The sequence below is a fragment of the Lactobacillus amylolyticus genome (genome assembly GCF_003999355.1).
Lineage (GTDB): Bacteria > Bacillota > Bacilli > Lactobacillales > Lactobacillaceae > Lactobacillus > Lactobacillus amylolyticus.
Genome location: NZ_CP031835.1, coordinates 581,690 through 603,412 on the forward strand (window position 1 = coordinate 581,690; position 21,723 = coordinate 603,412).

The 21,723-nt window shown below is 40.0% G+C and carries 19 protein-coding genes; 17 read left to right on the forward strand and 2 right to left on the reverse strand.

Annotated features, from left to right (window positions below):
- Nucleotides 1-17: 17 nt before the first annotated feature.
- From truB to D0Z64_RS08305, 17 genes are all read left to right on the forward strand, one after another.
- A complete protein-coding gene (gene truB / locus D0Z64_RS03010) occupies nucleotides 18-911 on the forward strand; it encodes a tRNA pseudouridine(55) synthase TruB (protein WP_006352455.1) in 894 nt (297 codons plus the stop codon).
- Between the two features lie 15 nt (nucleotides 912-926).
- Complete coding sequence (ribF, locus tag D0Z64_RS03015; RefSeq protein WP_080881327.1) at nucleotides 927-1,868, forward strand: riboflavin biosynthesis protein RibF; 942 nt, start codon at nucleotides 927-929, stop codon at nucleotides 1,866-1,868.
- Between the two features lie 239 nt (nucleotides 1,869-2,107).
- The gene (gene abc-f, locus D0Z64_RS03020) at nucleotides 2,108-3,634 is read left to right on the forward strand and encodes a ribosomal protection-like ABC-F family protein (RefSeq protein ID WP_080881328.1); all 1,527 of its coding nucleotides are present in this window, start codon (nucleotides 2,108-2,110) and stop codon (nucleotides 3,632-3,634) included.
- Between the two features lie 98 nt (nucleotides 3,635-3,732).
- Nucleotides 3,733-4,779, forward strand: coding sequence for a heat-inducible transcriptional repressor HrcA (gene hrcA, locus D0Z64_RS03025; protein ID WP_080881329.1), 1,047 nt, complete (start codon nucleotides 3,733-3,735; stop codon nucleotides 4,777-4,779).
- Between the two features lie 19 nt (nucleotides 4,780-4,798).
- Complete coding sequence (gene grpE / locus D0Z64_RS03030) at nucleotides 4,799-5,380, forward strand: nucleotide exchange factor GrpE (protein ID WP_080881330.1); 582 nt, start codon at nucleotides 4,799-4,801, stop codon at nucleotides 5,378-5,380.
- Nucleotides 5,381-5,398: 18 nt separating this feature from the next.
- On the forward strand, nucleotides 5,399-7,261 hold the full coding sequence (gene dnaK / locus D0Z64_RS03035; protein WP_080881331.1) for a molecular chaperone DnaK: 1,863 nt from the start codon (nucleotides 5,399-5,401) through the stop codon (nucleotides 7,259-7,261).
- A gap of 84 nt (nucleotides 7,262-7,345) precedes the next feature.
- Entirely contained in the window at nucleotides 7,346-8,500 is a 1,155-nt protein-coding gene (gene dnaJ / locus D0Z64_RS03040; RefSeq protein WP_080881332.1) for a molecular chaperone DnaJ, read from the forward strand.
- A 119-nt stretch (nucleotides 8,501-8,619) separates the two neighbouring features.
- Nucleotides 8,620-10,458 carry a translation elongation factor 4 gene (gene lepA, locus D0Z64_RS03045; RefSeq protein ID WP_080881333.1) on the forward strand — a complete coding sequence of 613 codons (1,839 nt, stop codon included), beginning with the start codon at nucleotides 8,620-8,622 and terminating at the stop codon, nucleotides 10,456-10,458.
- A 2-nt stretch (nucleotides 10,459-10,460) separates the two neighbouring features.
- Entirely contained in the window at nucleotides 10,461-11,150 is a 690-nt protein-coding gene (locus tag D0Z64_RS03050; protein WP_080881334.1) for a class A sortase, read from the forward strand.
- Entirely contained in the window at nucleotides 11,150-13,420 is a 2,271-nt protein-coding gene (gene recJ, locus D0Z64_RS03055; RefSeq protein WP_080881335.1) for a single-stranded-DNA-specific exonuclease RecJ, read from the forward strand. Before D0Z64_RS03050 ends, recJ begins: the two co-directional genes overlap by 1 nt.
- A 100-nt stretch (nucleotides 13,421-13,520) precedes the next feature.
- Nucleotides 13,521-14,048 carry an adenine phosphoribosyltransferase gene (locus tag D0Z64_RS03060; protein ID WP_006352427.1) on the forward strand — a complete coding sequence of 176 codons (528 nt, stop codon included), beginning with the start codon at nucleotides 13,521-13,523 and terminating at the stop codon, nucleotides 14,046-14,048.
- A gap of 141 nt (nucleotides 14,049-14,189) precedes the next feature.
- Nucleotides 14,190-15,683 (forward strand): glutamate/gamma-aminobutyrate family transporter YjeM, encoded by a 1,494-nt coding sequence (yjeM, locus tag D0Z64_RS03065; RefSeq protein ID WP_080881336.1) that lies wholly within the window; start codon nucleotides 14,190-14,192, stop codon nucleotides 15,681-15,683.
- Nucleotides 15,684-15,765: 82 nt separating this feature from the next.
- Nucleotides 15,766-15,909, forward strand: a complete 144-nt coding sequence (locus D0Z64_RS08300; RefSeq protein ID WP_155860187.1) for a hypothetical protein — start codon at nucleotides 15,766-15,768, stop codon at nucleotides 15,907-15,909.
- 6 nt (nucleotides 15,910-15,915) lie between these two features.
- A complete protein-coding gene (locus D0Z64_RS03070) occupies nucleotides 15,916-16,275 on the forward strand; it encodes a hypothetical protein (RefSeq protein ID WP_080881337.1) in 360 nt (119 codons plus the stop codon).
- 157 nt (nucleotides 16,276-16,432) lie between these two features.
- Nucleotides 16,433-16,966, forward strand: coding sequence for a hypothetical protein (locus tag D0Z64_RS03075; RefSeq protein WP_080881338.1), 534 nt, complete (start codon nucleotides 16,433-16,435; stop codon nucleotides 16,964-16,966).
- Nucleotides 16,967-17,015: 49 nt separating this feature from the next.
- A complete protein-coding gene (locus D0Z64_RS03080; protein WP_080881339.1) occupies nucleotides 17,016-17,453 on the forward strand; it encodes a hypothetical protein in 438 nt (145 codons plus the stop codon).
- A gap of 15 nt (nucleotides 17,454-17,468) precedes the next feature.
- Entirely contained in the window at nucleotides 17,469-17,612 is a 144-nt protein-coding gene (locus D0Z64_RS08305) for a hypothetical protein (RefSeq protein WP_155860188.1), read from the forward strand.
- A gap of 157 nt (nucleotides 17,613-17,769) precedes the next feature.
- On the opposite strand, the gene cls is transcribed toward D0Z64_RS08305, so the two are convergent.
- Complete coding sequence (gene cls, locus D0Z64_RS03085; protein WP_080881340.1) at nucleotides 17,770-19,254, reverse strand: cardiolipin synthase; 1,485 nt, start codon at nucleotides 19,252-19,254, stop codon at nucleotides 17,770-17,772.
- Nucleotides 19,255-19,355: 101 nt separating this feature from the next.
- A complete protein-coding gene (locus D0Z64_RS03090) occupies nucleotides 19,356-21,632 on the reverse strand; it encodes an HAD-IC family P-type ATPase (RefSeq protein WP_127345580.1) in 2,277 nt (758 codons plus the stop codon).
- Nucleotides 21,633-21,723: the final 91 nt, after the last annotated feature.

The following is a 21,723-nucleotide window of genomic DNA, read 5'->3' on the forward strand; positions in this document are numbered from 1 at the left end:
TTGGAAAAGGGTAAACAATGTTAAACGGAATTTTAGTAATCGATAAAGATCAGGGGATGACCAGTGCCGATGTTGTCTATCATTTGCGCAAGGCCCTGCACATTAAAAAGATCGGTCATGCGGGAACTTTAGATCCAGAAGTAACCGGCGTTTTGCCAATTGCCATTGGACAGGCCACCAAGTTGATCGAGTTGATGCATACCAGACCAAAAACTTATCAAGGAACAGGCCTGTTTGGCTACTGTACTGATTCATATGATACCGATGGTAAGATTTTGCAAGAAAAGAAGTTGGAAAGACCATTTAGCAAAGAGCAAATTCAAGCTGCAATGAATAGCTTTTTAGGTGAAATCGAGCAAGTGCCACCAATTTATTCAGCTGTCAAAGTTAACGGTAAACACTTATATGAATATGCTCGCGAAGGCATAGAAGTTGAAAGACCGAAAAGAACCGTTAAGATAGACAGATATCAATTGCTGAATCAGCCGCTGTTTGATCAAGAAAAAGGCCAGGAAAGCTTCGATTTTGAAGTCAAATGCAGCAAAGGCACTTATGTCAGAAGCTTGGTTAATGATTTAGGCGCAAAATTAGAGGAACCAGCTGTTATGACTTATCTTAGAAGGACAGGCAGTTCTGGTTTTGATCTCAGTCAGGCGGTAAAATTATCTAAGATTGAGTCCGACCCCGAAAACGCAAGCAAGCTGATTCAGCCGATTGACGCCTTTTTTAAAGATTACGAGACAATTGACTTATCTTTTGGCAAATGGCTTAAAGTCAAAAATGGGGCAACAATTGAATTAAAGACTGATGCAAAAAAAGTGGCTTTACGCTACAATGGAAAAGTTAAGGCAATATATCAACAAACTACGCATGGTTATCGACCTGATTTAATGTTATTGGCAAATGAATAAAAGTAGGAGGCCATCTTGAAAGTTGTAAATTTAACTTATCCGGTAGAAGACAAGATTGCTAAAAGTAAAATCGTGCTTGCGCTGGGCTTTTTTGATGGCGTGCATTTAGGACATCAGCATCTGATTAACGTTGCTAAAAATATTGCGGAAGAAAAACACTTGCCATTAGCGGTAATGACTTTTGACCGTCATCCGGTGGAAGTGTATGCTGATGATCATGCTTTTCAATACATCGATACCGTTGATGAAAAAGCAGAAAAGATGGCCAAGTTAGGTGTTGACTACTTTTTAGTCATGAAATTTACGAAGCAATTTTCTCAAATTTCAGGACAAGACTTTGTCGATCATGTATTGGTAGCGTTAAATGCTGAAACGGTTGTTGCCGGTTTTGATTATACTTATGGTCCTAAAGACGTTGCTAATATGGATAATTTGCCTGTTTTTGCTAAAAAGCGCTTTGAAATCGTAAAGGTGCCAAAACAAACTTTTGATGGCAAAAAGATCGGCTCAACTGAAATCCGCAAGGCCATTAATGAAGGCAAAATGGAATTGGCCTATGATCTATTGGGTCACCATTACGTGATGAGTGGAATTATTGGTCATGGTAAACGCAATGGTCATAAGTTGGGCTTTCCAACTGCAAATTTAGTCTGGCAGAATAAAAAGGCAATTCCCAAAATTGGAGTTTATGCTACCAGAACAAAAGTTAACGGACAATGGTACGAATCAATGACGAGTGTTGGCTATAATGTGACAATCGGACAAGAAAAGCGCATCTATATTGAATCGAATATTTTTGACTTTGATGAAGATGTGTATGGCAAACCGATGGAAATCAAATGGTATAAATACACTCGGGGTGAAATCAAATTCGATAGTTTGGCCGCTTTGAAGGAGCAGCTCAAGAAGGATCAAACCGAAATTAAAGCTTATTTTGCAAATCATCTTGATAAATAATTGATAAGTTGGTATATTTAACACATCAATTGAAATTTAATTTTAGAAAGAAGGATCGCCGTTGCGTCTTTAATCTTGCAATCAAAGCATAGTTGAATTTAATTCTTTTAATTAAGGAGATACTATGCACTTTTGGCAAGGTTAAACGTAGACGGGATGCTTCTTTATTTTATACGAAAAGAATGAGAGAGTCTATGCTTGCTGGAGGTGCAGACTCTCTTTTTGCGTGAGATGATTTGATGAGCACAATAAAGATTACAAAACTTTCTTTTAGATATGAAGATTCCAGTGACAATATTTTTAATGACTTAAATTTGAATTTGGATAGCAGTTGGAAATTAGGTTTAGTAGGTCGAAATGGGAGAGGCAAGACTACTTTTTTGAATTTGCTGAGAGGTAAACTGAAAGGTTTAGGTCAGATTCAAAGCAAGCTCAGTTTTTCATATTTTCCTGTTGAAATAAATAATCCTGACAATATTACTTTGTATGAATTACAAGATCAAGCCTCTTTTGAACAGTGGGAACTTGAACGTGAATTAAAATTGATGGATGCTGATCCCAATCTGCTTTGGCAACCTTTTGATACTTTAAGCGGTGGTGAACAGACCAAGGTATTACTCGCTTTGTCATTTACTAATAAGGATGCTTTTCCATTGATCGATGAGCCAACTGATCATTTGGATGAGGATAGCCGCGAGTATGTTGCCCAATATCTTAAGAAGCATGATAAGGGTTATATCGTTGTTAGCCACGACCGTGATTTCTTGAATCAGGTGACCGACCATATCTTGGCTATTGAAAATACCGAAATTCATTTATATCAGGGTAATTATGCTGCTTATGAGGATACGAAAAATAAGCGCGATGAATTTAACCGTGAAAAGAATGCCAAGCTGAAAGGCGAAATCAAATCTTTAAATAATAAGAGCGTTCAGTTTAATAATTGGTCAGATAGTATCGAAGCCCAAAAGTACTGTGGAATGAAAACACAACACATTCTTAATAGAAGAACAAGACTGAACAAAGGAGCAATTGGTCATGCTGCAGAAAAAATGATGCGTAAAGCTAAAAATGTTGAGCACCGAATGGACAAAGCACTTAATGAGAAAAAAGGCCTCATGACCAACATCGAAGATGTGCCAGACTTAACAATGAATTTTTATCCGAATTATCATAAAACTTTGTTAGAAACGCAGCATCTAAATTTAGAAATCCAAGGAAAGAAGCTTTTCCAGGATTTAAACTTGGTAGTCCAAAATCATTGTGTAGTTTCGCTTGAAGGCAAAAATGGCTCAGGTAAATCAACGTTTTTAAAACTGCTACTGGGACAGGCAAGGGACGTCAGTTATCAAGGCAAGTTTGAGCTTACAAACGGCCTATCGATTTCGTATTTGCCACAGGATTTTACTGAGTATACTGGGGCTTTGAAAGAATTTGCGAATAAGCAAAAAATTTCTTATGAAGAGCTGCTAAATAATCTCAAGAAGATGGGTTTTCCAAGAGAAAGTTTTTCTACCAAGATTGAAGAGATGAGCATGGGTCAGCAAAAGCGTGTTGCGATAGCTAAATCATTAGTTGAACCAGCTGACTTATATTTATGGGATGAACCGGCAAATTATCTTGACGTTTTTAATCAGGATCAATTGATTAAACTGCTTAAGGAAAATAAGCCAGCTATGCTATTGGTTGAACACGACCAGTACTTTATTCAGCAGGTGACAAGACGTCGGATTCATCTTAAAACTTTAACTTATAAAAAAGTCTAAAGAAAATTAGCACTCGTGTTGCAATACTGCTAGTTTTTAGTATAATATAATTTGTTAGCACCTGAGAGATACGAGTGCTAAAAGTGAGGGCGATGTTTATGTTGACCGAGCGTCAAGAATTAATACTAAAAACAATCATTCAGGACTTCACGCGTACTAACGAACCTGTCGGTTCAAAAACCGTGATGACACAGCTACCAATCAAAGTATCAAGTGCCACGATTAGAAACGAAATGGCAGTACTGGAAGCCCAAGACTTAATTGAAAAAACGCACTCTTCCAGCGGCCGGATTCCTTCTAGCGATGGTTATCGTTATTATCTTGATAATTTGGTTGAACCGTTGCAGCTTTCTGAATCAGTTTACAATCAAATAGTTGATCAATTAGATCGACCATTTCATCAAGTCAATGAAATTATGCAGGAAGCAGCAAAAATCCTTTCAGATCTGACCAATTACACTGCTTTTGCAGAAGGACCGGAAAGTTACGATGTAACGATTACGGGCTTTAGAATAGTGCCTCTTTCTAATCGCCAAATTATGGCGATCTTGGTCACCAGCGATGGCAATGTACAAAATCAGATTTATGCTTTACCGCACAATGTTCATGGCGATGAAATTGAAAAAGCAGTCAGAATGATCAATGATCAGCTAGTTGGCAAAAGATTGGAAGAAGTAACGCCAAGCTTGCTGAAGGCTTTGTCTTCAAAGAGCGTTGGTGGTGAGCATGCCGGCGAACTATTATCATTAGTTGAAGATGTGATCAAAGATGCAGCCAGCGAGCAAATGTATGTCGATGGCCGAATTAATCTTTTGAATAATGCTTCTGAAAATGATGTTAAAGATTTGCGTTCGCTATATGAATTAGTTGATCACAATGATCTGATCTCTGAATTATTAAATTGCAGTCCAGAAAAGGACAGCAAATATCCGGTTCAAGTAAGACTGGGTTCAGAACTTCCAAATGAATTGATTAAAAATTATAGTTTGTTGACTGCAGAATACAGCGTTGGTGATCACGGCAAAGGCACAATCGCTTTGCTGGGACCAACCAATATGCCATATTCACAAATGATCGGTTTGCTTGAATACTTTAGAAACGAGCTAGCCAAAAAATTGCTCGATTATTATGGAAAATTTCAATAGACAATAAAGGAGGTTAGCCGTGAGTAAAGAAGAATTTCCAAGTGAAAAGAACTTGGATAAGGATAAAGAAGTTCCTAAAAAAGCTAAGCCTGAAGATAAGAAGAAAAAGGGCGAAGCAAAGAAGGCCTATGATAATGTTAAAAAGCTAGAAGCTGAAATTGCTGCCTTGAAAGAAAAGAATAAGGAACTTGAAGATAAATACCTGCGTAGCGTAGCTGAGATTCAAAATGCTCAAAACCGCTATTCAAAGGAAAGAGCTCAACTTATCAAGTATGAATCACAAAGCTTGGCAAAAGATGTTTTGCCAGCCATGGACAATTTGGAAAGAGCATTAAGCGTAAAAGCTGACGATGATGCTTCTAAGCAACTCCAAAAGGGTGTTCAAATGACTTTGGATTCACTTGTAAAAGCCATGAAATCCCATGGCATCGTTGAGATCGATGCTGAAGGCGTAGAATTTGATCCGACATTGCATCAAGCTGTTCAAACAGTTGTTGCTAAAGATGATGATCAAAAGGGCCATGTTGTTCAGGTTTTACAAAAAGGATATCAATATAAAGACCGTACACTTAGACCAGCAATGGTTGTAGTTGCACAATAGAAGAGAGGGATTTAACTTATGTCAAAAGTTATTGGTATTGACTTAGGTACTACCAACTCAGCAGTTGCAGTACTTGAAGGTAAAGAACCAAAAATTATCACTAATCCAGAAGGTAATCGTACTACTCCTTCTGTAGTTGCATTTAAGAATGGCGATATTCAAGTTGGTGACGTTGCAAAGCGTCAAGCAATTACCAACCCAAACACTATTGTTTCAATTAAGCGTCACATGGGTGAAGCTGATTACAAAGTTAAGGTTGGCGACAAGGAATACACTCCACAAGAAATCTCAGCCTTTATTTTGCAATACATCAAGAAGTTCTCAGAAGACTACTTGGGTGAAAAAGTAACAGACGCTGTTATTACTGTTCCTGCTTACTTTAACGATGCACAACGTCAAGCTACTAAGGATGCTGGTAAGATCGCTGGCTTGAACGTTAAGAGAATTATCAACGAACCAACTGCTTCAGCTTTAGCCTTTGGCCTTAACAAAGACCAAGATGAAAAAGTTTTGGTTTACGACCTTGGTGGTGGTACTTTCGATGTTTCCATCCTTCAATTAGGTGACGGTGTCTTCCAAGTATTGTCAACTAACGGTGATACTCACCTTGGTGGTGATGACTTTGATAAAGCCATCATGGATTGGTTGATCCAAAACTTTAAGGATGAAAATGGCGTTGACTTGTCTAAGGATAAGATGGCAATGCAACGTTTAAAGGATGCCGCAGAAAAGGCTAAGAAGGACTTGTCAGGCGTATCATCAACTCACATTTCTCTTCCATTCATTTCTGCCGGTGAATCAGGTCCACTTCACCTTGAAACTGATTTAACTCGTGCTAAGTTTGATGAATTGACTGATGACTTGGTACAAAAGACCAAGATCCCATTTGACAACGCTTTAAAGGATGCCGGCTTGACTGTAAATGACATCGACAAGGTTATCTTAAACGGTGGTTCAACTCGTATTCCAGCCGTTCAAAAAGCTGTTAAGGAATGGTCTGGCAAGGAACCTGACCACTCAATCAACCCTGACGAAGCTGTTGCTTTGGGTGCAGCTATTCAAGGTGGTGTTATCTCAGGTGACGTTAAGGACATCGTTTTGCTTGATGTTACTCCATTGTCACTTGGTATTGAAACCATGGGTGGCGTCTTTACTAAGTTAATTGATAGAAACACTACTATTCCAACTTCAAAGAGTCAAATCTTCTCAACTGCAGCAGATAACCAACAAGCCGTAGATATTCACGTACTTCAAGGTGAACGTCCAATGGCAGCAGATGACAAGACGCTTGGCCGCTTTGAATTAACTGACATTCCACCTGCACCACGTGGTGTTCCTCAAATTCAAGTTACCTTCGATATCGACAAGAACGGTATCGTAAATGTATCTGCTAAGGATATGGGTACTGGTAAGGAACAAAAGATTACCATTAAGAGTTCATCCGGTTTGTCTGAAGAAGAAATCAAGAAGATGCAAAAGGATGCTGAAGAACACGCTGAGGAAGATAAGAAGCGTAAGGAAGAAGCAGACCTTAGAAATGAAGTTGATCAATTGATCTTCACTACTGACAAGACTTTGAAAGAAACTAAAGGCAAGTTGTCAGACAGCGACCGCAAACCAGTTGAAGATGCACTTGAAGCATTGAAGAAGGCTCAAAAGGACAACAACTTAGATGAAATGAAAGAAAAGAAAGATGCTTTGTCTAAGGCTGCCCAAGATTTAGCCGTTAAGCTTTACCAACAAAATGGTGGAGCTCAAGGTGCTCAAGGTCAAGCAGGGCCACAAGCAGGTCCTCAAGGCCCACAAGGTGGCAATCCAAATGGTGGCAACAATGGCGGTGCTCAAGATGGTAGTTTCCACAAAGTAGACCCAAATAAGTAAAAGGGTTTATAATTTAAATAGCCTATTAGGAAAAGAACTGCTTAAGGGTAGTTCTTTTCTTTTCAATAGTGAGGAGTTTAAATTTTGGCACAAGAAGATTACTACAAAGTTCTCGGTGTTGATCGAAATGCCAGTGAACAGGAAATTAATAAAGCATATCGTAGATTAGCCAAAAAGTATCACCCAGACCTAAACCATGAACCAGGCGCTGAAGAAAAGTATAAGCAGGTCAATGAAGCCTATGAAGTTTTGCATGATAAGCAAAAGCGGGCACAATATGATCAATTTGGTTCTGCTGGCGTTAACGGTCAAGGTGGCTTTGGCGGTGGCACTCAAGGTGCTTATAGTGGCCATGGCTTCGGTGGCTTTAGCGACTTCGAAGATATCTTTAACGATGTCTTCGGTGGTGGTGCTGGCCAGCGTCAACAAGTAGATCCAACTGCACCGCAACGTGGTGAAGATTTGAATTACACTTTAACCATTGACTTTATGGATGCCATTAATGGTAAAAAGACGCAAGTTTCATACAATCGCAGCGAAACTTGTCAAGCCTGTCATGGTACTGGTGCTGAAAAAGGAACCCATCCAATTATCTGTGATAAATGTCATGGTACTGGCTATATGACTATTACTCAGAGATCAGTTTTTGGAATGTTGCAACGACAAACTGTTTGTGACAAGTGTCAAGGCAAGGGTGTTATTATTGAACATCCATGCAAGACCTGTCATGGTAAAGGAACAGTTGAAGCAAAGAATACTCTTGAAGTTGATATTCCAGCTGGCATTGATAATGGTCAGCAATTGCGCTATGAAGGTCAGGGTGAAGCTGGCAAGAACGGCGGCCCTTACGGTGACTTGTACATTAGCTACCGGATTAAGCCTTCTAAGGACTTTGAAAGACGTGGCAATACAATTTACACAACCGTTCCAATCTCCTTTGCGCAAGCAACTTTAGGCGACGAAATCAAAATTAAGACCGTGCATGGTGAAAAGAATTTAAAGATTCCAGCTGGAACACAGCCAAACCAAAAGTTTACCCTTCGCGGTGAAGGCGTGCCTTACATTCGTGGCGGTGGCAATGGTGATCAAGTCACTACTGTGGAAGTTAAGATTCCAAAGAAAGTTAATGAAGCTCAAAAACAAGCTTTGGTTGACTTTGTTAAGGCTAGTGGCGAATCAATCACTCCGCAAGGCAAGGGATTCTTTGAACGACTTAAAGACAAGCTGAACGGTGATTAAAAAGAATATAATCAAAGAAATACTCATTCTTGCGAATGAGTATTTTTTTGATGCAGAAGTTTTATCTACACTGCTAGCTTTGCTATAATAAGTAAGATAGTAAAGGGTGAACACGTTTTATGGATTTAGAAAAATTAAAAGACTACCAAAAACATATTCGAAATTTCGCAATTGTAGCTCATATTGACCACGGTAAGTCTACAATTGCCGATAGAATTCTTGAATTAACAGATACAGTAAGTGAAAGACAACTCAAGAATCAGATGCTGGATGATATGCCGCTTGAACGTCAACGCGGTATTACTATTAAAATGAACTCAGTTGAAGTCAAGTACCATGCTGAAGATGACGAAGACTACATTTTCCACCTGATCGATACACCAGGGCACGTGGACTTTTCTTATGAAGTCTCACGTTCTTTGGCTGCCTGTGAAGGGGCATTAATGGTCGTTGATGCTTCACAGGGTGTGCAAGCTCAGACTTTGGCCAACACTTATTTAGCTATCGATGATGATTTAGCCATTTTGCCTGTAATCAATAAAATCGATTTGCCTTCTGCTGACATTCCTAAGACTAAGGAAGAAATCCAAGAGATGCTCGGTCTGGATGCTTCAGAAGCTGCTGAAGTTTCTGGTAAAACCGGACAAGGCATCAAGGACATGCTTGAAAAAGTAGTAAAAGATATTCCAGCTCCATCTGGTGATATTACTGCACCGCTTAAGGCCTTGATTTTTGACTCTAAATACGATGACTATCGCGGCGTTGTCATGTCAGTCAAAATCGAAGATGGTGCGGTCAAGCCTGGTGACAAGATTCAGATTATGAATACAGGCAAGGAATACGAAGTTACCGAAGTTGGTGTTTCAAGTCCACATCCTATTAAAAAAGACATTTTGATTGCTGGGGATGTAGGCTACATTACTGCCAATATTAAATCGGTTCGTGAAACTCGTGTGGGTGATACTATCACTCAAGCGGATAATCCTACTGCAGAACCACTTCCGGGCTACCGGCAAATTCCACCAATGGTTTATTCTGGTATGTATCCAGTAGATAACCGTGACTATGAAGATTTAAAAGAAGCTCTGCAAAAGCTGCAGTTAAATGATGCAGCACTCGAATTTGAGCCTGAAACTTCTACGGCTTTAGGCTTTGGTTTTCGTTGCGGATTCTTAGGTCTGTTACACATGGACGTTATTCAGGAACGATTAGAACAAGAGTTCGACTTAGATCTGATCATGACCGCACCATCAGTTGACTATCATGCAATTATGAATGATGGTTCAACCAAGGTTATTGATAACCCATCAGATTTGCCAGATGCTGGTGAATACAAAGAAGTGCAAGAACCTTATGTTAAGGCTGAAATAATGGTACCAAACGACTTTGTTGGTCCAGTCATGGAACTTTGCCAAAGAAAACGTGGCGAATTTGTCACCATGGATTATCTTGACAAGTACAGAGTCAATGTCATCTACAACATGCCATTAGCCGAAATCATTTTTGACTTCTTTGACGATTTAAAGTCATCTACTAAAGGCTATGCTTCACTTGATTACGAAATTACGGGCTACCGTTCAACTGATCTGGTTAAGATTGATATTTTACTTAATAAAGAGCCAATTGATGCCCTTAGCTTTATCGCTCACAGATCAGAGGCTCAAGATCGTGCACGGCAAATGACTTCAATGCTTAAGAAATTAATTCCAAGACAAAACTTTGAAGTCGATATTCAAGGTGCGATCGGTGCTAAGATTATTTCACGGGCTACGATTAAGCCATACCGTAAGGACGTTACCTGGAAGATTCACACCGGTGACCCAGATAGACGTGCTAAGCTGCTAGAAAAGCAGAAGCGTGGTAAGAAGAGAATGAAGGCTGTAGGTAAAGTAGAGGTACCGCAAGATGCCTTCATGGCAGTCCTGAAGATGAATGACGATGATATAAAAGAAAAGTAAACATGGCAGATAAAAAGAAAAAACGAAATGTTAGAGTCATTGTTACGCGAGTGATTGCGATCATCTTGCTGCTGGTTGGTTTGGTTTTAATTTTTAATAAACAAATCCGCAACGTCATGATCAGCCAAAATCAAAACAAGGCAATGACTTCGTTAACTAGCAAAAAAGTTGCTCAAAATGAAAAAAAGAAGGGCATGTTTGATTTCAAAAAGGTTAAAGAAGTCAGCTTTGGCCAGGTAGTAAAATCAAGCGCAAAAAGCGGTGCTCATGTTATTGGTGCTCTTGCAATTCCTGATGTTAAAATGCATCTTCCCATTTGCTTGGGAATATCTGACGCGGCAATGACCACCGGTGGCGGAACCATGCGAGCCGATCAAGTCATGGGTAAAGGGAATTATCCGCTTGCTGGTCACTATATGACCGCAAAGGGGATTCTCTTTTCACCGCTTGAGGATGTCAAAAAGGGTGAACTTGTATATTTAACCAATATGAAAAAGGTTTATGTGTACAAGATTTACATGAAGAAAAAGGTAAATTCGTATGCTGTCTATATGGTTAATAACACTAAGAAAGCGATTGTCACTTTGATCACCTGTGCTGATGGTGGCGTTAACCGTTGGGCAGTTCGCGGCAGTTTAGTGAAAACAGAGACAGCAAGCAAGAGTAATCTAAAGGTGTTTAACTTAAAATAATGAAATGGAATAAACGACAAGCCGAAGCGCTTGATCCAGCTTTAATTGAGAAGTATCAACTTAGTCCGATTGCGGCTAAGTTGTTTTCTTTGCGGAAAATAAATACGGATGACAAACTGAACTTTTGGTTTAACGCTACAGAAAATGACCTGGCTGATCCTTCTTTAATGCATGACATGGACAAAGCTGTTGACCGCATTAATCAAGCAATTGATAATGGCGAAAAAATCACGATTTATGGCGATTATGATGCCGATGGCATTACAGCGACGACCATTATGACGGATGCCTTGGGGATTTTAGGAGCCGATGTGCACTATTTTATTCCCGACCGCTTTAAAGATGGCTATGGACCGAATATGGAACGCTATCATGATATTGTTGCTGATGGTACTAAGTTGATCATTACAGTCGATAACGGCGTTACCGGGGTAGATGAGGTCCAATATGCTCAACAGCATGACGTTGATGTCATTTTAACTGATCACCATACTTTTCAAGAAAATGTGCCCAAACCTTATGCTCTGGTTCATTGCAATTATCCCGGACAAAAGTATCCCTTTGATGACTACTGCGGTGCTGGTGTTGCTTATACCATCTGCCGCAAGCTGATGGAAGATCCAATGCCGGAATTGCTTGATTTAGTAATGATTGGAACCATTGGTGACATGGTTAAAGTGACGGGTGAAGGGCATGTCATCGTCAAGCGCGGGTTAGAAATACTGAACCAAACCGAGCGTCCGGGCTTAAGGGCTTTAATTAAAAATGCTGGTTTGACTATGGGCAGTATTAACGAAACCGATGTTGGCTTCAATATTGCTCCGCGTCTGAATGCCGTCGGCCGTTTAGCCAATGCCAATATGGCGGTTGAACTTTTGCTAAGTGATGATGAGGCCGAGGCAAAAAAGCTAGCTGACAAGGTTGAAGAGCTGAATGATGAGCGCAAGGAATTAACCGCGGAAGTTTATCACCGCTGCATGAGCCAGATTAAGGAAAACAGTTGGCAAAAGCAGAATACGCTGGTTTTATATGATCCTGAATTTCATGAAGGCGTACTTGGTTTAGTAGCAAACAAGATCGTTGAAAAAACTCATAAGCCAACCATTGTTTTGACTAAAAATAAAACAGGCGAAATCAAGGGATCTGGCCGTTCTATTCCTGGCTTTAATCTCTTTGATGCGTTAAATCCATTAAAAGATTCATTATTGACGAAATTTGGTGGGCATGATTTTGCCTGTGGTCTTTCTTTAACGGAAGATAAAATAAATCTGCTTCGGGATAAATTCGAAAAGGACTTTCACGTTGAAGGCACTTTGGAAGAAAAAGACTATGACTTTGAACTGCCATTAAAGAATTTGACACCTCAAACAATGGCTGAAATAAATCAAGTGGGGCCATTTGGCACAGGCGATCCCAATCCTATTTTTAGTATTGATGCGCCACAGATTACTCATTTCTTCAAGATGGGCAAGGAGAAAAATCACGTTAAGTTTACCGCTGAAAAGGGTGGCGGCAAGCTAGACATCGTTGGTTTCAACAAGGAATTTTTGAATAATAATCTCTTGCCATTTATTTCGGAAGTCTTTTTCCAACTTGCAGTCAATACTTACCGCAATCGCGTGCAATTGCAGGGAATCATGGAAGGAATTCAGTTCGCTTCGCCAAAATTGGCGGTGCCAGCGCCTGTAATTGATCTTAGAACGGAAAATTATGTCATGGGCTTTGCCGATCGGTATTTGCTCTTTGATGAGAAAAACGTCAATTACGCTCAAAATAGTTTAGGCATCCAACCAAATAAGATTAGTTTGGTTAAAGACTATCAAACTGATGGCGAGGTAGCGGTTTTACTTGATACCCCGCACAGTCAAGCGGAGTTAAATCAGGCTTTAGCCAATAATTATCAGCAGTTGTATTTGCGCTTCCTGCTTGATCAATTGCCAGTCGAAAATTTGCCCAACAAAGGCTATTTTGCTAAAGTTCTTAAGTATATTTATGCCCATCCAAGCCTGAAACTGGAGGATTATCGTTCAGTAGCGCCGTTTCTTGGTCTGGATTATGACAGCGTACTGTTTATTTTGCGGGTATTCTTTGAATTAGGATTTGTAAGTTTGGATCAGGGTCGACTTGTAGGGACGAGCACCCCTGAGAAAAAGCCGCTTTCCACTTCAAAGTATTTGATGGCGACAAAATCGCAAATTGATTTCGTACAACAGTTGCGCAATATGCCTAGTCAGCAATTAATTACGTATATTAAGAATTTCATGAAATAAATTGTTTAGTTTTTAATGCTTTATTAGCCGATGTTTGGTAAAATGTAAAGGTCAAAAGTGTTTATAGCCAAACACACGGATTTTTGGAGGTTTTTCTTCTATGGCAGTTGATTTTAGTAAATATATTGCAAATATTCCTGATTTTCCAAACAAGGGCATTATTTTCCGCGATATTACGCCTATCTTGCAAGACGGCAAATTATATCGCGCTGCAACTCATGAGCTTGCTGAATACGCAAAGAAACGTGGTGCTGATGTCATTGTTGGCCCAGAAGCTAGAGGATTCATCGTTGGTTGTCCTGTAGCCACTGAATTGGGAATTGGCTTTGTGCCTGCACGTAAGCCGCACAAGTTGCCAAGAGAAACTGAAAGTGCTTCTTATGATTTGGAATACGGTTCAAATGTTTTGGAAATGCACAAGGATGCAATTAAACCAGGTCAAAAAGTAGTTATCTGCGATGACTTAATGGCTACTGCTGGTACCTTGCATGCTACTAAGGAATTGGTCGAAAACCTTGGCGGTAAAGTTGTGGGAGCTGCTTTCTACATTGAATTGGTTGATTTAAAGGGTCGCGAAAAGTTCCCAGATACTAATATTTACTCACTTGTTCAATATCATGGCTCATAATTAAAAAGTTTAAAACGAAGGTATTAGGTTGCAGGAATGCAGCTTAATGCTTTTTTCTTTTTCAAGTCTCTCTTTGAGTTCTCTGCTAGAAAAGTGCATAATAGGAATGTTTGATTATGAAAGAGGGATTTTTAGTAGTTTATGGATAATAGTAATTCGACCAATATTAAACTAGGCAGTTTAGTCCTGATGATTTTTTCTGCCATTTTTGGCTTTTCAAACTCCATCAGTGCCTTCTATCAGATGGGGTACGCAAGTATCATTTGGTACGTCGTGACGGCGATTTTGTTCTTCTTGCCTTCAGCTCTGATTTTCGCTGAATATGGGGCAAGTTTTAAGGGCATCAAAGGCGGTATTTATTCTTGGCTTGAAGGTTCAACTAATGAAAAAGTTGCCTTTGTCGGTACTTTTATTTGGCTGGCAGCTTGGGTTATCTGGTTGGTATCTTCAACTCAATTCTTTTTAGTATCTGTTTCAACCGCGGTCTGGGGTCATGATACGACTCAAAGCTGGAATTTCTTGAATCTGAATTCAACACAGCTCTTAGGTATCCTTGAAGTTGTTTTCTTGGTAATCGTCACTTTTTGTGCGGCTAAAGGAATTGACAAGATTAAAGTAGTTTCCAACATCGGCGGCTTCTTTACTTTGGCTATTGCCATCGGCTTTACGGTTGTTTCATTGCTGGTCTTTTTGCTTAATAAAGGACATCTGGCTCAACCAATAACCGCACAAAATTTGGTTCATTCACCAAACTCAGCTTTCCAGTCGCCAATTGCAGTTGTTTCATTCATCGTTTATGCCTTGTTTGCTTACGGCGGTCTAGAAACAACTTCTGGTGTCATTGATTCGGTTGACAAGCCTGAAAAAACTTATCCCAAGGGCTTGATCATTGCCATGGTTATCATGACCTTTCTTTACGTCTTCAACATCTTGATGTGTGGGGTTGCGGTCAACTGGAAAGCACAACTTGGCGGTAAAGAAGTTGATTTGGCTAATGTTGAATATATTCTGATCAATAATTTGGGTATCGTGCTGGGGCACAGCCTGGGTTTATCCAATTCGGTTTCGGCTACAATTGGTTCAGTCTTTTCACACTGTGCCGGTTGGGCTGACGTTTTGTCCGGCATTTCAGCAGCTTTTTTGATGGTTTACTCACCAATCAAGTCATTCATTGAAGGCTGTGATAATCGACTTTTGCCACGCAAATTGGTAAAGCTTAACAAGCACAATATGCCAGAGCGCTCAATGTGGCTGCAAGCGGTCATTGTTTCAGTTATCATCCTGTTCATTTCATTTGGTGGCAATGCAGCGGGCAAGTTCTACACGATTTTAATGGATATGATGAATGTTTCCTCATCTGCGCCATACTTGTTCTTGATTGCAGCTTATCCATTCTTTAAAGAAAAGAAAAACTTGGATCGACCATTTGTCTTTATTGAAGGCAAGAAAAAGGTCTGGGCTACTACCATCGTTGTTTGGTTAGTGGTTGCAATTGGGATTATCTTCACTTGTATCGAGCCATTATTTCGCGGTGACTACCAAACTTCCTTCTGGACTGCAATTGGTCCAGTAGCCTTTGGTGTGATTGCATATCTTTACTACACAATATGTGAACATAAGGAAAATCAGCTTTAAAATGATTAGTGCTTTTCTTTTTACAAGAAAAGTGCTTTTTTTATACAATTAAATGCGCAAGAAAGTTAAAGGAGATGAAAAGATGCAGTTATTTGGTCAAATCTATTTAGATGAAAATGAACTTTTAGTCGGTCACTTGTCCTTGACCAAACCAGCGCGTTTTCATCTTTTCTCTTATGGCAAACATCATCAGACTGATTTCCAAGAGCTTTTTTCGTTTATTTAAAAATTGATGAATGATCAAAGCCATGACTATCTATATTTTGCCAGTCGTTTTTATGAAATGCCGATCCTGGTTTTGGATCAAAAGCGCAGAGAGCAAACACAAGAGCAGCTGTTGCAGCTTTTTAGTATGAGAAGAGCATTGCTGACTTCGCTGGATTCACCTTTTAACATAATGAAAAAATATCCTGGCTTATGGAGCAAGCATGAGACGCAAATGCTATCAACTTGGCAGCATAATCCTCATTTTTTGGATATTCGGACGCTTGATGGTCGAATCGATCATGGCGAATTGACCAGATTGGAACGCTACTGGCTTGAAATGGGCTTGCCTATTAATAATCCGCGACAAAGCGCATTACGCAGTTAAGGCAAAGGCTGTTGAATTTGGCCACTTTATCTGAAACGACACGCTTCCAACAATCGCGGAAACAATCGAAGCAATTTTGTACCGCGACCATTACATTCAAGATCGGCCTTCTGCCCAGTTTTATCTGCCTGTTTTGAAAAGCAATTGAGGTCAGAAATTGCTGCAATTTTACGGTCGTTATCAAGGAATTAATCTAACGCAAGTGGGCAGTTTGAAGCATGTTCATCAAGATTTGAAAAATTATCGGCCGCCATTGCTTCAAAATCCAGATGGGACTTTTTTGGCTTTGCTCCCAAGTGAAAATGGTCTGCATGGCATTACGGTTAATCCAGCACTTTATGAGGGAACTAGGAACTGGAAGAATGCGGCTGCTTTTGCGAGAACGGATTATAGCAAAAAGATTTACAAGGTTGAAACTCCCATGCTTTTTCAAAAGACCTTGCTCAAAATGAAGGTCTTTGACGCTCATGCTGCTAAAATCGTCAAGCAGATGATTGCCAATGTTGAGAAAAATGGCAAAAATACCCCAGAAAGCTTAGCCGACTATCGTTTGCTGTACGCATTAAAAGGAGCAGGCGAAACCAGTTTTGATAATCATCTAAAGCAGCCGAACAATATCTTGGCGATGTATTTGACAGTACAATTGCAGATCCTTGAATTGGTCGAAGAATTGCAGGAGAGAGGAATTTAATATCTATTCGGTTAATTCATTAATTCTGTATTTAAACCTCCCTGAGGGAATGTCGGAGACTGAATTAGATCGATTGCTAGCAAAGACTGATTTCAAAGTGACTGATCGCGGCCGTGATTTTTATGCTAAAAGTGCCAACAAACATCTTTATTATTCAGAAGAAAATGGCATTCAAGCAGCGGGAGACGGCGTTAATCACTATGATGGTCCAAACGTCTTTACGGATCAGCGGCGGCCGACTATTGTGGAAACCGTGCTGGATGAATTGTTGCTGGAAGCTCATGGCAAGCTGCAACAGATTACCGATGCAGCAATTAAGGAAAAACTCGAACAGCACATGCAAAGTCTTAAGAAAACGGAATGGATGCAGCCTGTTTTGAGTTCACCTTTAAAAGAAATCTTTGCCACTGATCTTAAAACCAAGCGTTTGGCAGAACCGGCTTTGCGTGGTTTTTACGTCAAAAGCGGAACTGAGAAATGGCACTGAAGTCGAACGAATTTATTGATCTATTATACAAATCGTGGCAATGGGGATGCCCGTCTTTCTGAACTTGCTGATGAGATCAATTTGCGTGAGCGTTATCAGACAAACAAGAAGAATGTTTATCGAGAAAAAAGTATTTTTATCAAAATCGAATTTTCCTAATTATCGACGATTTAAGAAAAATTGCAATTAATGAACTAAAAGAAAGGCTGGATTTGAATTCATATGCAGATTTGGTTCGCCAACTGTTAAATACCTGGAAAAATAAAGACTAAGTACAAATTTTGTACTTAGTCTTTTCTATTGCAATATTCGATTTTTATAAAATTGGTGAAAGCAATCTTGAGAAGTATTGTTTGAACTTGCGCCAAGCTGATTGCTGATTGAAGTATTCGTTCGTCATCAAAGTTGATTTCTTCAAATCTTCTTCAAAAATTGCTTTTAGTTTAGCAGATAATTCAGGTGAGTAGTTAAAACTGTTAACTTCGAAGTTCAAGCTGTAGCTTCTGAAATCTTGGTTAGCCGAACCAACTGAAGAAATATTAGAATCAGACACCATTGTTTTGGCATGAATAAAACCATTATCGTACTTGTAAACTTTAACGCCGTTCTCAGTTAAGTACTTAGCGTAATATTCCGTTGCTCGATAAACAAATGTGTGATCGGCCATGCAAGGAACCATAATGCGAACATCTATACCGCTTTTGGCAGCAATGATCAAAGATTCAAGCATTGGTGCTTCAGGAATAAGGTAAGGCGTTTGGATATAAACGTAGTCAAGGGAACTAGCAATAATTTCTTGGTAGGAGCGCCGGATAGCTGCATTTTCAGAATCAGGACCGGAAGAAACGATTTGCATCGGTACTTGCTCGTCATTATCTGCTGTTTGAATTTTAAAATCTTTCAGCCAGCCCAGATTATATTTCGGCAAGCGTGTTTTACGGCAGGAAGTATTCCAATCCATTGCAAAGCGAATTTCCATAAGATCAGCCGCTTGTCCGACAACGCGCAAGTGAGTATCGCGCCAATGACCAAACTTTTGCGAGCGGTCAACGTATTGATCACCAATATTGAAACCGCCGATATAGCCAATTCGGTGGTCGATCACGACCACTTTGCGGTGCAGGTGATAATTCATTCTTGGTGTTATGAACCAATATTTACTGGAAGTAGAAATAAAAGGTTGTGCTTGTCCACCTAAATCGCGCAATTTGTTGAAAAAAGAAGGCTTGGTGCCGCGTGAACCACTGGCATCGTAAATCACCCGCACTTTAACTCCACGCTTCTGTGCCTCTTCTAAAGCGGCTAAGACGCTATTGCCTAAATGATCATCATAAAAAGTATAAAATTCGACATCGATCATTTCTTTAGCCTGGTTGATATTTTCAACCAGATTATCAAACAAGGTGGGACCGTCGGTAAAAACTTCAACTTGATTATTGTAGGTTAAAATTGCGTCATCGTTATTAAGATTAAGTTCTACCAGTCGGCGAGCACGTGGCTTACGGTCTTTTTCTGGCAGCAGGTCATGTTTGCGCAGCTCATCACGTTGTTTGCTTAAAAATTGGTCACGAATCTTTTTCTGCTCATCTTGAATAGCAAAGATTTTATCGTGTGACAAATGTCTTCCCAAAAAGAGATAGAGGATAAAACCAATGTAGGGAAAGACTGATAAAACAAGCAGCCATGCCCAGGTTGAAGCAATATTTCTCCGACTGCGGAAAACTGTCCAAATTGCAAAAGCAATGTTGATTAGCCACAAGACTTCAATTATTCGTCTGATTACATCCCAAGTCCAAATCATTCTGATACCAAACTTCCTTTTAAAAGATTATTAAACTAATTTTATCAAAAATATCAAAAAAAGCCATTGAGTATATCAACTCAATGACTTTTGGGTATAAATTATTTGTTTTCCATAATTGGCTTGTATAAGAGGTCAATGACAACGGCTACGATCAGGGCAACCACAATAGTAATCAATAGGTTTTGAATCGAAATTTTGGTCATTGCTAAACCAAACAAGGCCAAGATGAAAGTTAAGAGCACATCGCAAATTTGAACGATTCCGACCAATTTAGATGGGTAATCCTGCCAGAAGTACTTCTTGGTTCTGGTGATTAAAACAATCAGCATCGCGCTTAGTACCAAGTAAACATAAACCATGGTTGAAATGGTGCCGTGACTCCAGCCATGCATGGTCAGATAGGAGACAAAGGCAATGCCCAGAACAGTCCAACCGGCAGCCAGCGAGAAGGCGATTTTGGCTAAACGGCCCATGTCCCAGTTTTCTGGCTCATAAGTAATGTGAGTCCGGTCGGTACCAATCATCATCGTTACCATGTTGTTCATGACAGTGTAGATAACCATGGCATTTAAGGCTAATGGGATGTAGTTGAAGAAGAGGTAGCCAAAGGTCATGATCATCGTCAATTCAGCAGTTCTGGCTAATTTAGTTAAAGACCACGTAGTCATTCTTTGGTAAACGCGGTGACCAGCGTCCAAAATTTTAACGATTGAAGTTAAACCATCGTCAAGAAGCACCATCTTGCTGGAACGTTTAGCAACGTCGGCAGCGTTAGAAACAGCAATCCCGACTTCAGCTTGCTTCAATGCAGGTGAGTCATTAACGCCGTCACCGGTCATACCGATGATGTAGCCTTTCTTTTGGAAAAACTTGACCATTTTCAGTTTATCTTCTGGCAAAACATCAGCAATCCCGGCCAAATGTTCAACATCGGTTTCTTCATTGAAGTCATGAATAGAGATGACATTACCAGCTAAATCAACTTCTTTGGCAACGGCAGCCGCTGTTCTTTGGTTGTCACCAGTCAACATAATTGTACGAATGCCGCGCTTTTTGAGTTCTTGCAGGGCCTGTTTTGAATCGTGGCGAACTTTGTCTTTCAAAATAAAGACGCCGGCTAATTTATCATCAATTAAGAGAGCAACTGAACGACCGGCTTCGAAGTCAACGTCTTTTATAACATTTTCAGCATTTTGATCGATTAGTGACAATTGCTTGAAGGATCCCAGTTTAATGTTATGACCATTGATTTCGGCCATTGAGTAACCGGTATTGGAGGTAAATGGAGTAAAGTCTTCTGCTTCTTCTACCTTAAGGCCCTTGCTTAAAATAAATTCGTTCAGGGCAGCGTCGATGATGCTTTGATTTCTTTGATTAGTTGCGGCAGCAGTTAGTTCTAAGAGCTGGCTATCGTCAAGATCGCTAAAATTCTTCCAGCTGGCAACAGCTGTCTTGTTTTCAGTGATCGTTCCCGTTTTATCAAGCAAAAGCAAATTCAAGTTGGCAGCATCCTGAATACCAGTCAAATCAGCTGTCAAGACGCCTTCTTTGCTCAAACGGGTTGCTTCAAAAGAGTTGGATAAAGCAAAGGTAGATGGCATGGCAACTGGGATAGATGCGATGAACATCATTGCCAAAAAGGCTAGTTTATCATTAATGAAGCCAATGACCGTTCCGCCTTTGATGAAGTAGGCGATAACGATAATAGCAGTTAAAACGCCATCGAGAAGGCAGAGATAATAGATGATCTTAGTCAGCAGCTGCTGCAAGTGACCAGGAGCCGCAGAATTGTTGATCAGGTTGATCGTCTTGCCTGAGCGTGAATTTTTGCCAGTCGCGGTAACTAGGGCAAGCCCGTGGCCTTCCATGACTGTTGTGCCGGCATAGGCGGTTTCATTGATCTTCTTTTTGACTGCTTCGGATTCACCGGTAATCGAAGATTCATCAAATGACATTTGTCCTTCAAGAATTTTGACATCGGCAGAAACGACATCCCCGCGTTGCAGTGAGATCAAATCGCCAACAACTAATTGCTTGGAACTAATTTTGATCCACTTGCCATCGCGTTCAACGGCAACCGTTGGCGTTAATTTATGTGAAATGCTGTCCAACACTTTTCTGGATTGCTTCTTTTTCGAAGCACCATTCCAAGCAGCAAACAGTAGCGTTCCTAAAACAAAGAGTGCTTGGACGCGTTTGCCTAAAGCAAACTCCAAAATTAAGGCACCTTCAAGAATCCATGCGGAAAGATTCCAGAGTTTACTGGCAAATTCTTTCCAGAAATTGTATTTAGGTTCAGGCACTTCATTCAATCCATCTCTTTTAAGTCGTTTTTCGGCTTCAGCCTGGCTTAGGCCATGAATGTTTTCAGCCATTGAATTTCTCCCTCCAGATTAAATCTACCTATTAAGTTAGCACAGATGTTGCTTTGAATAAAATATCGTCTTAAGATAAGAGATATCTAAA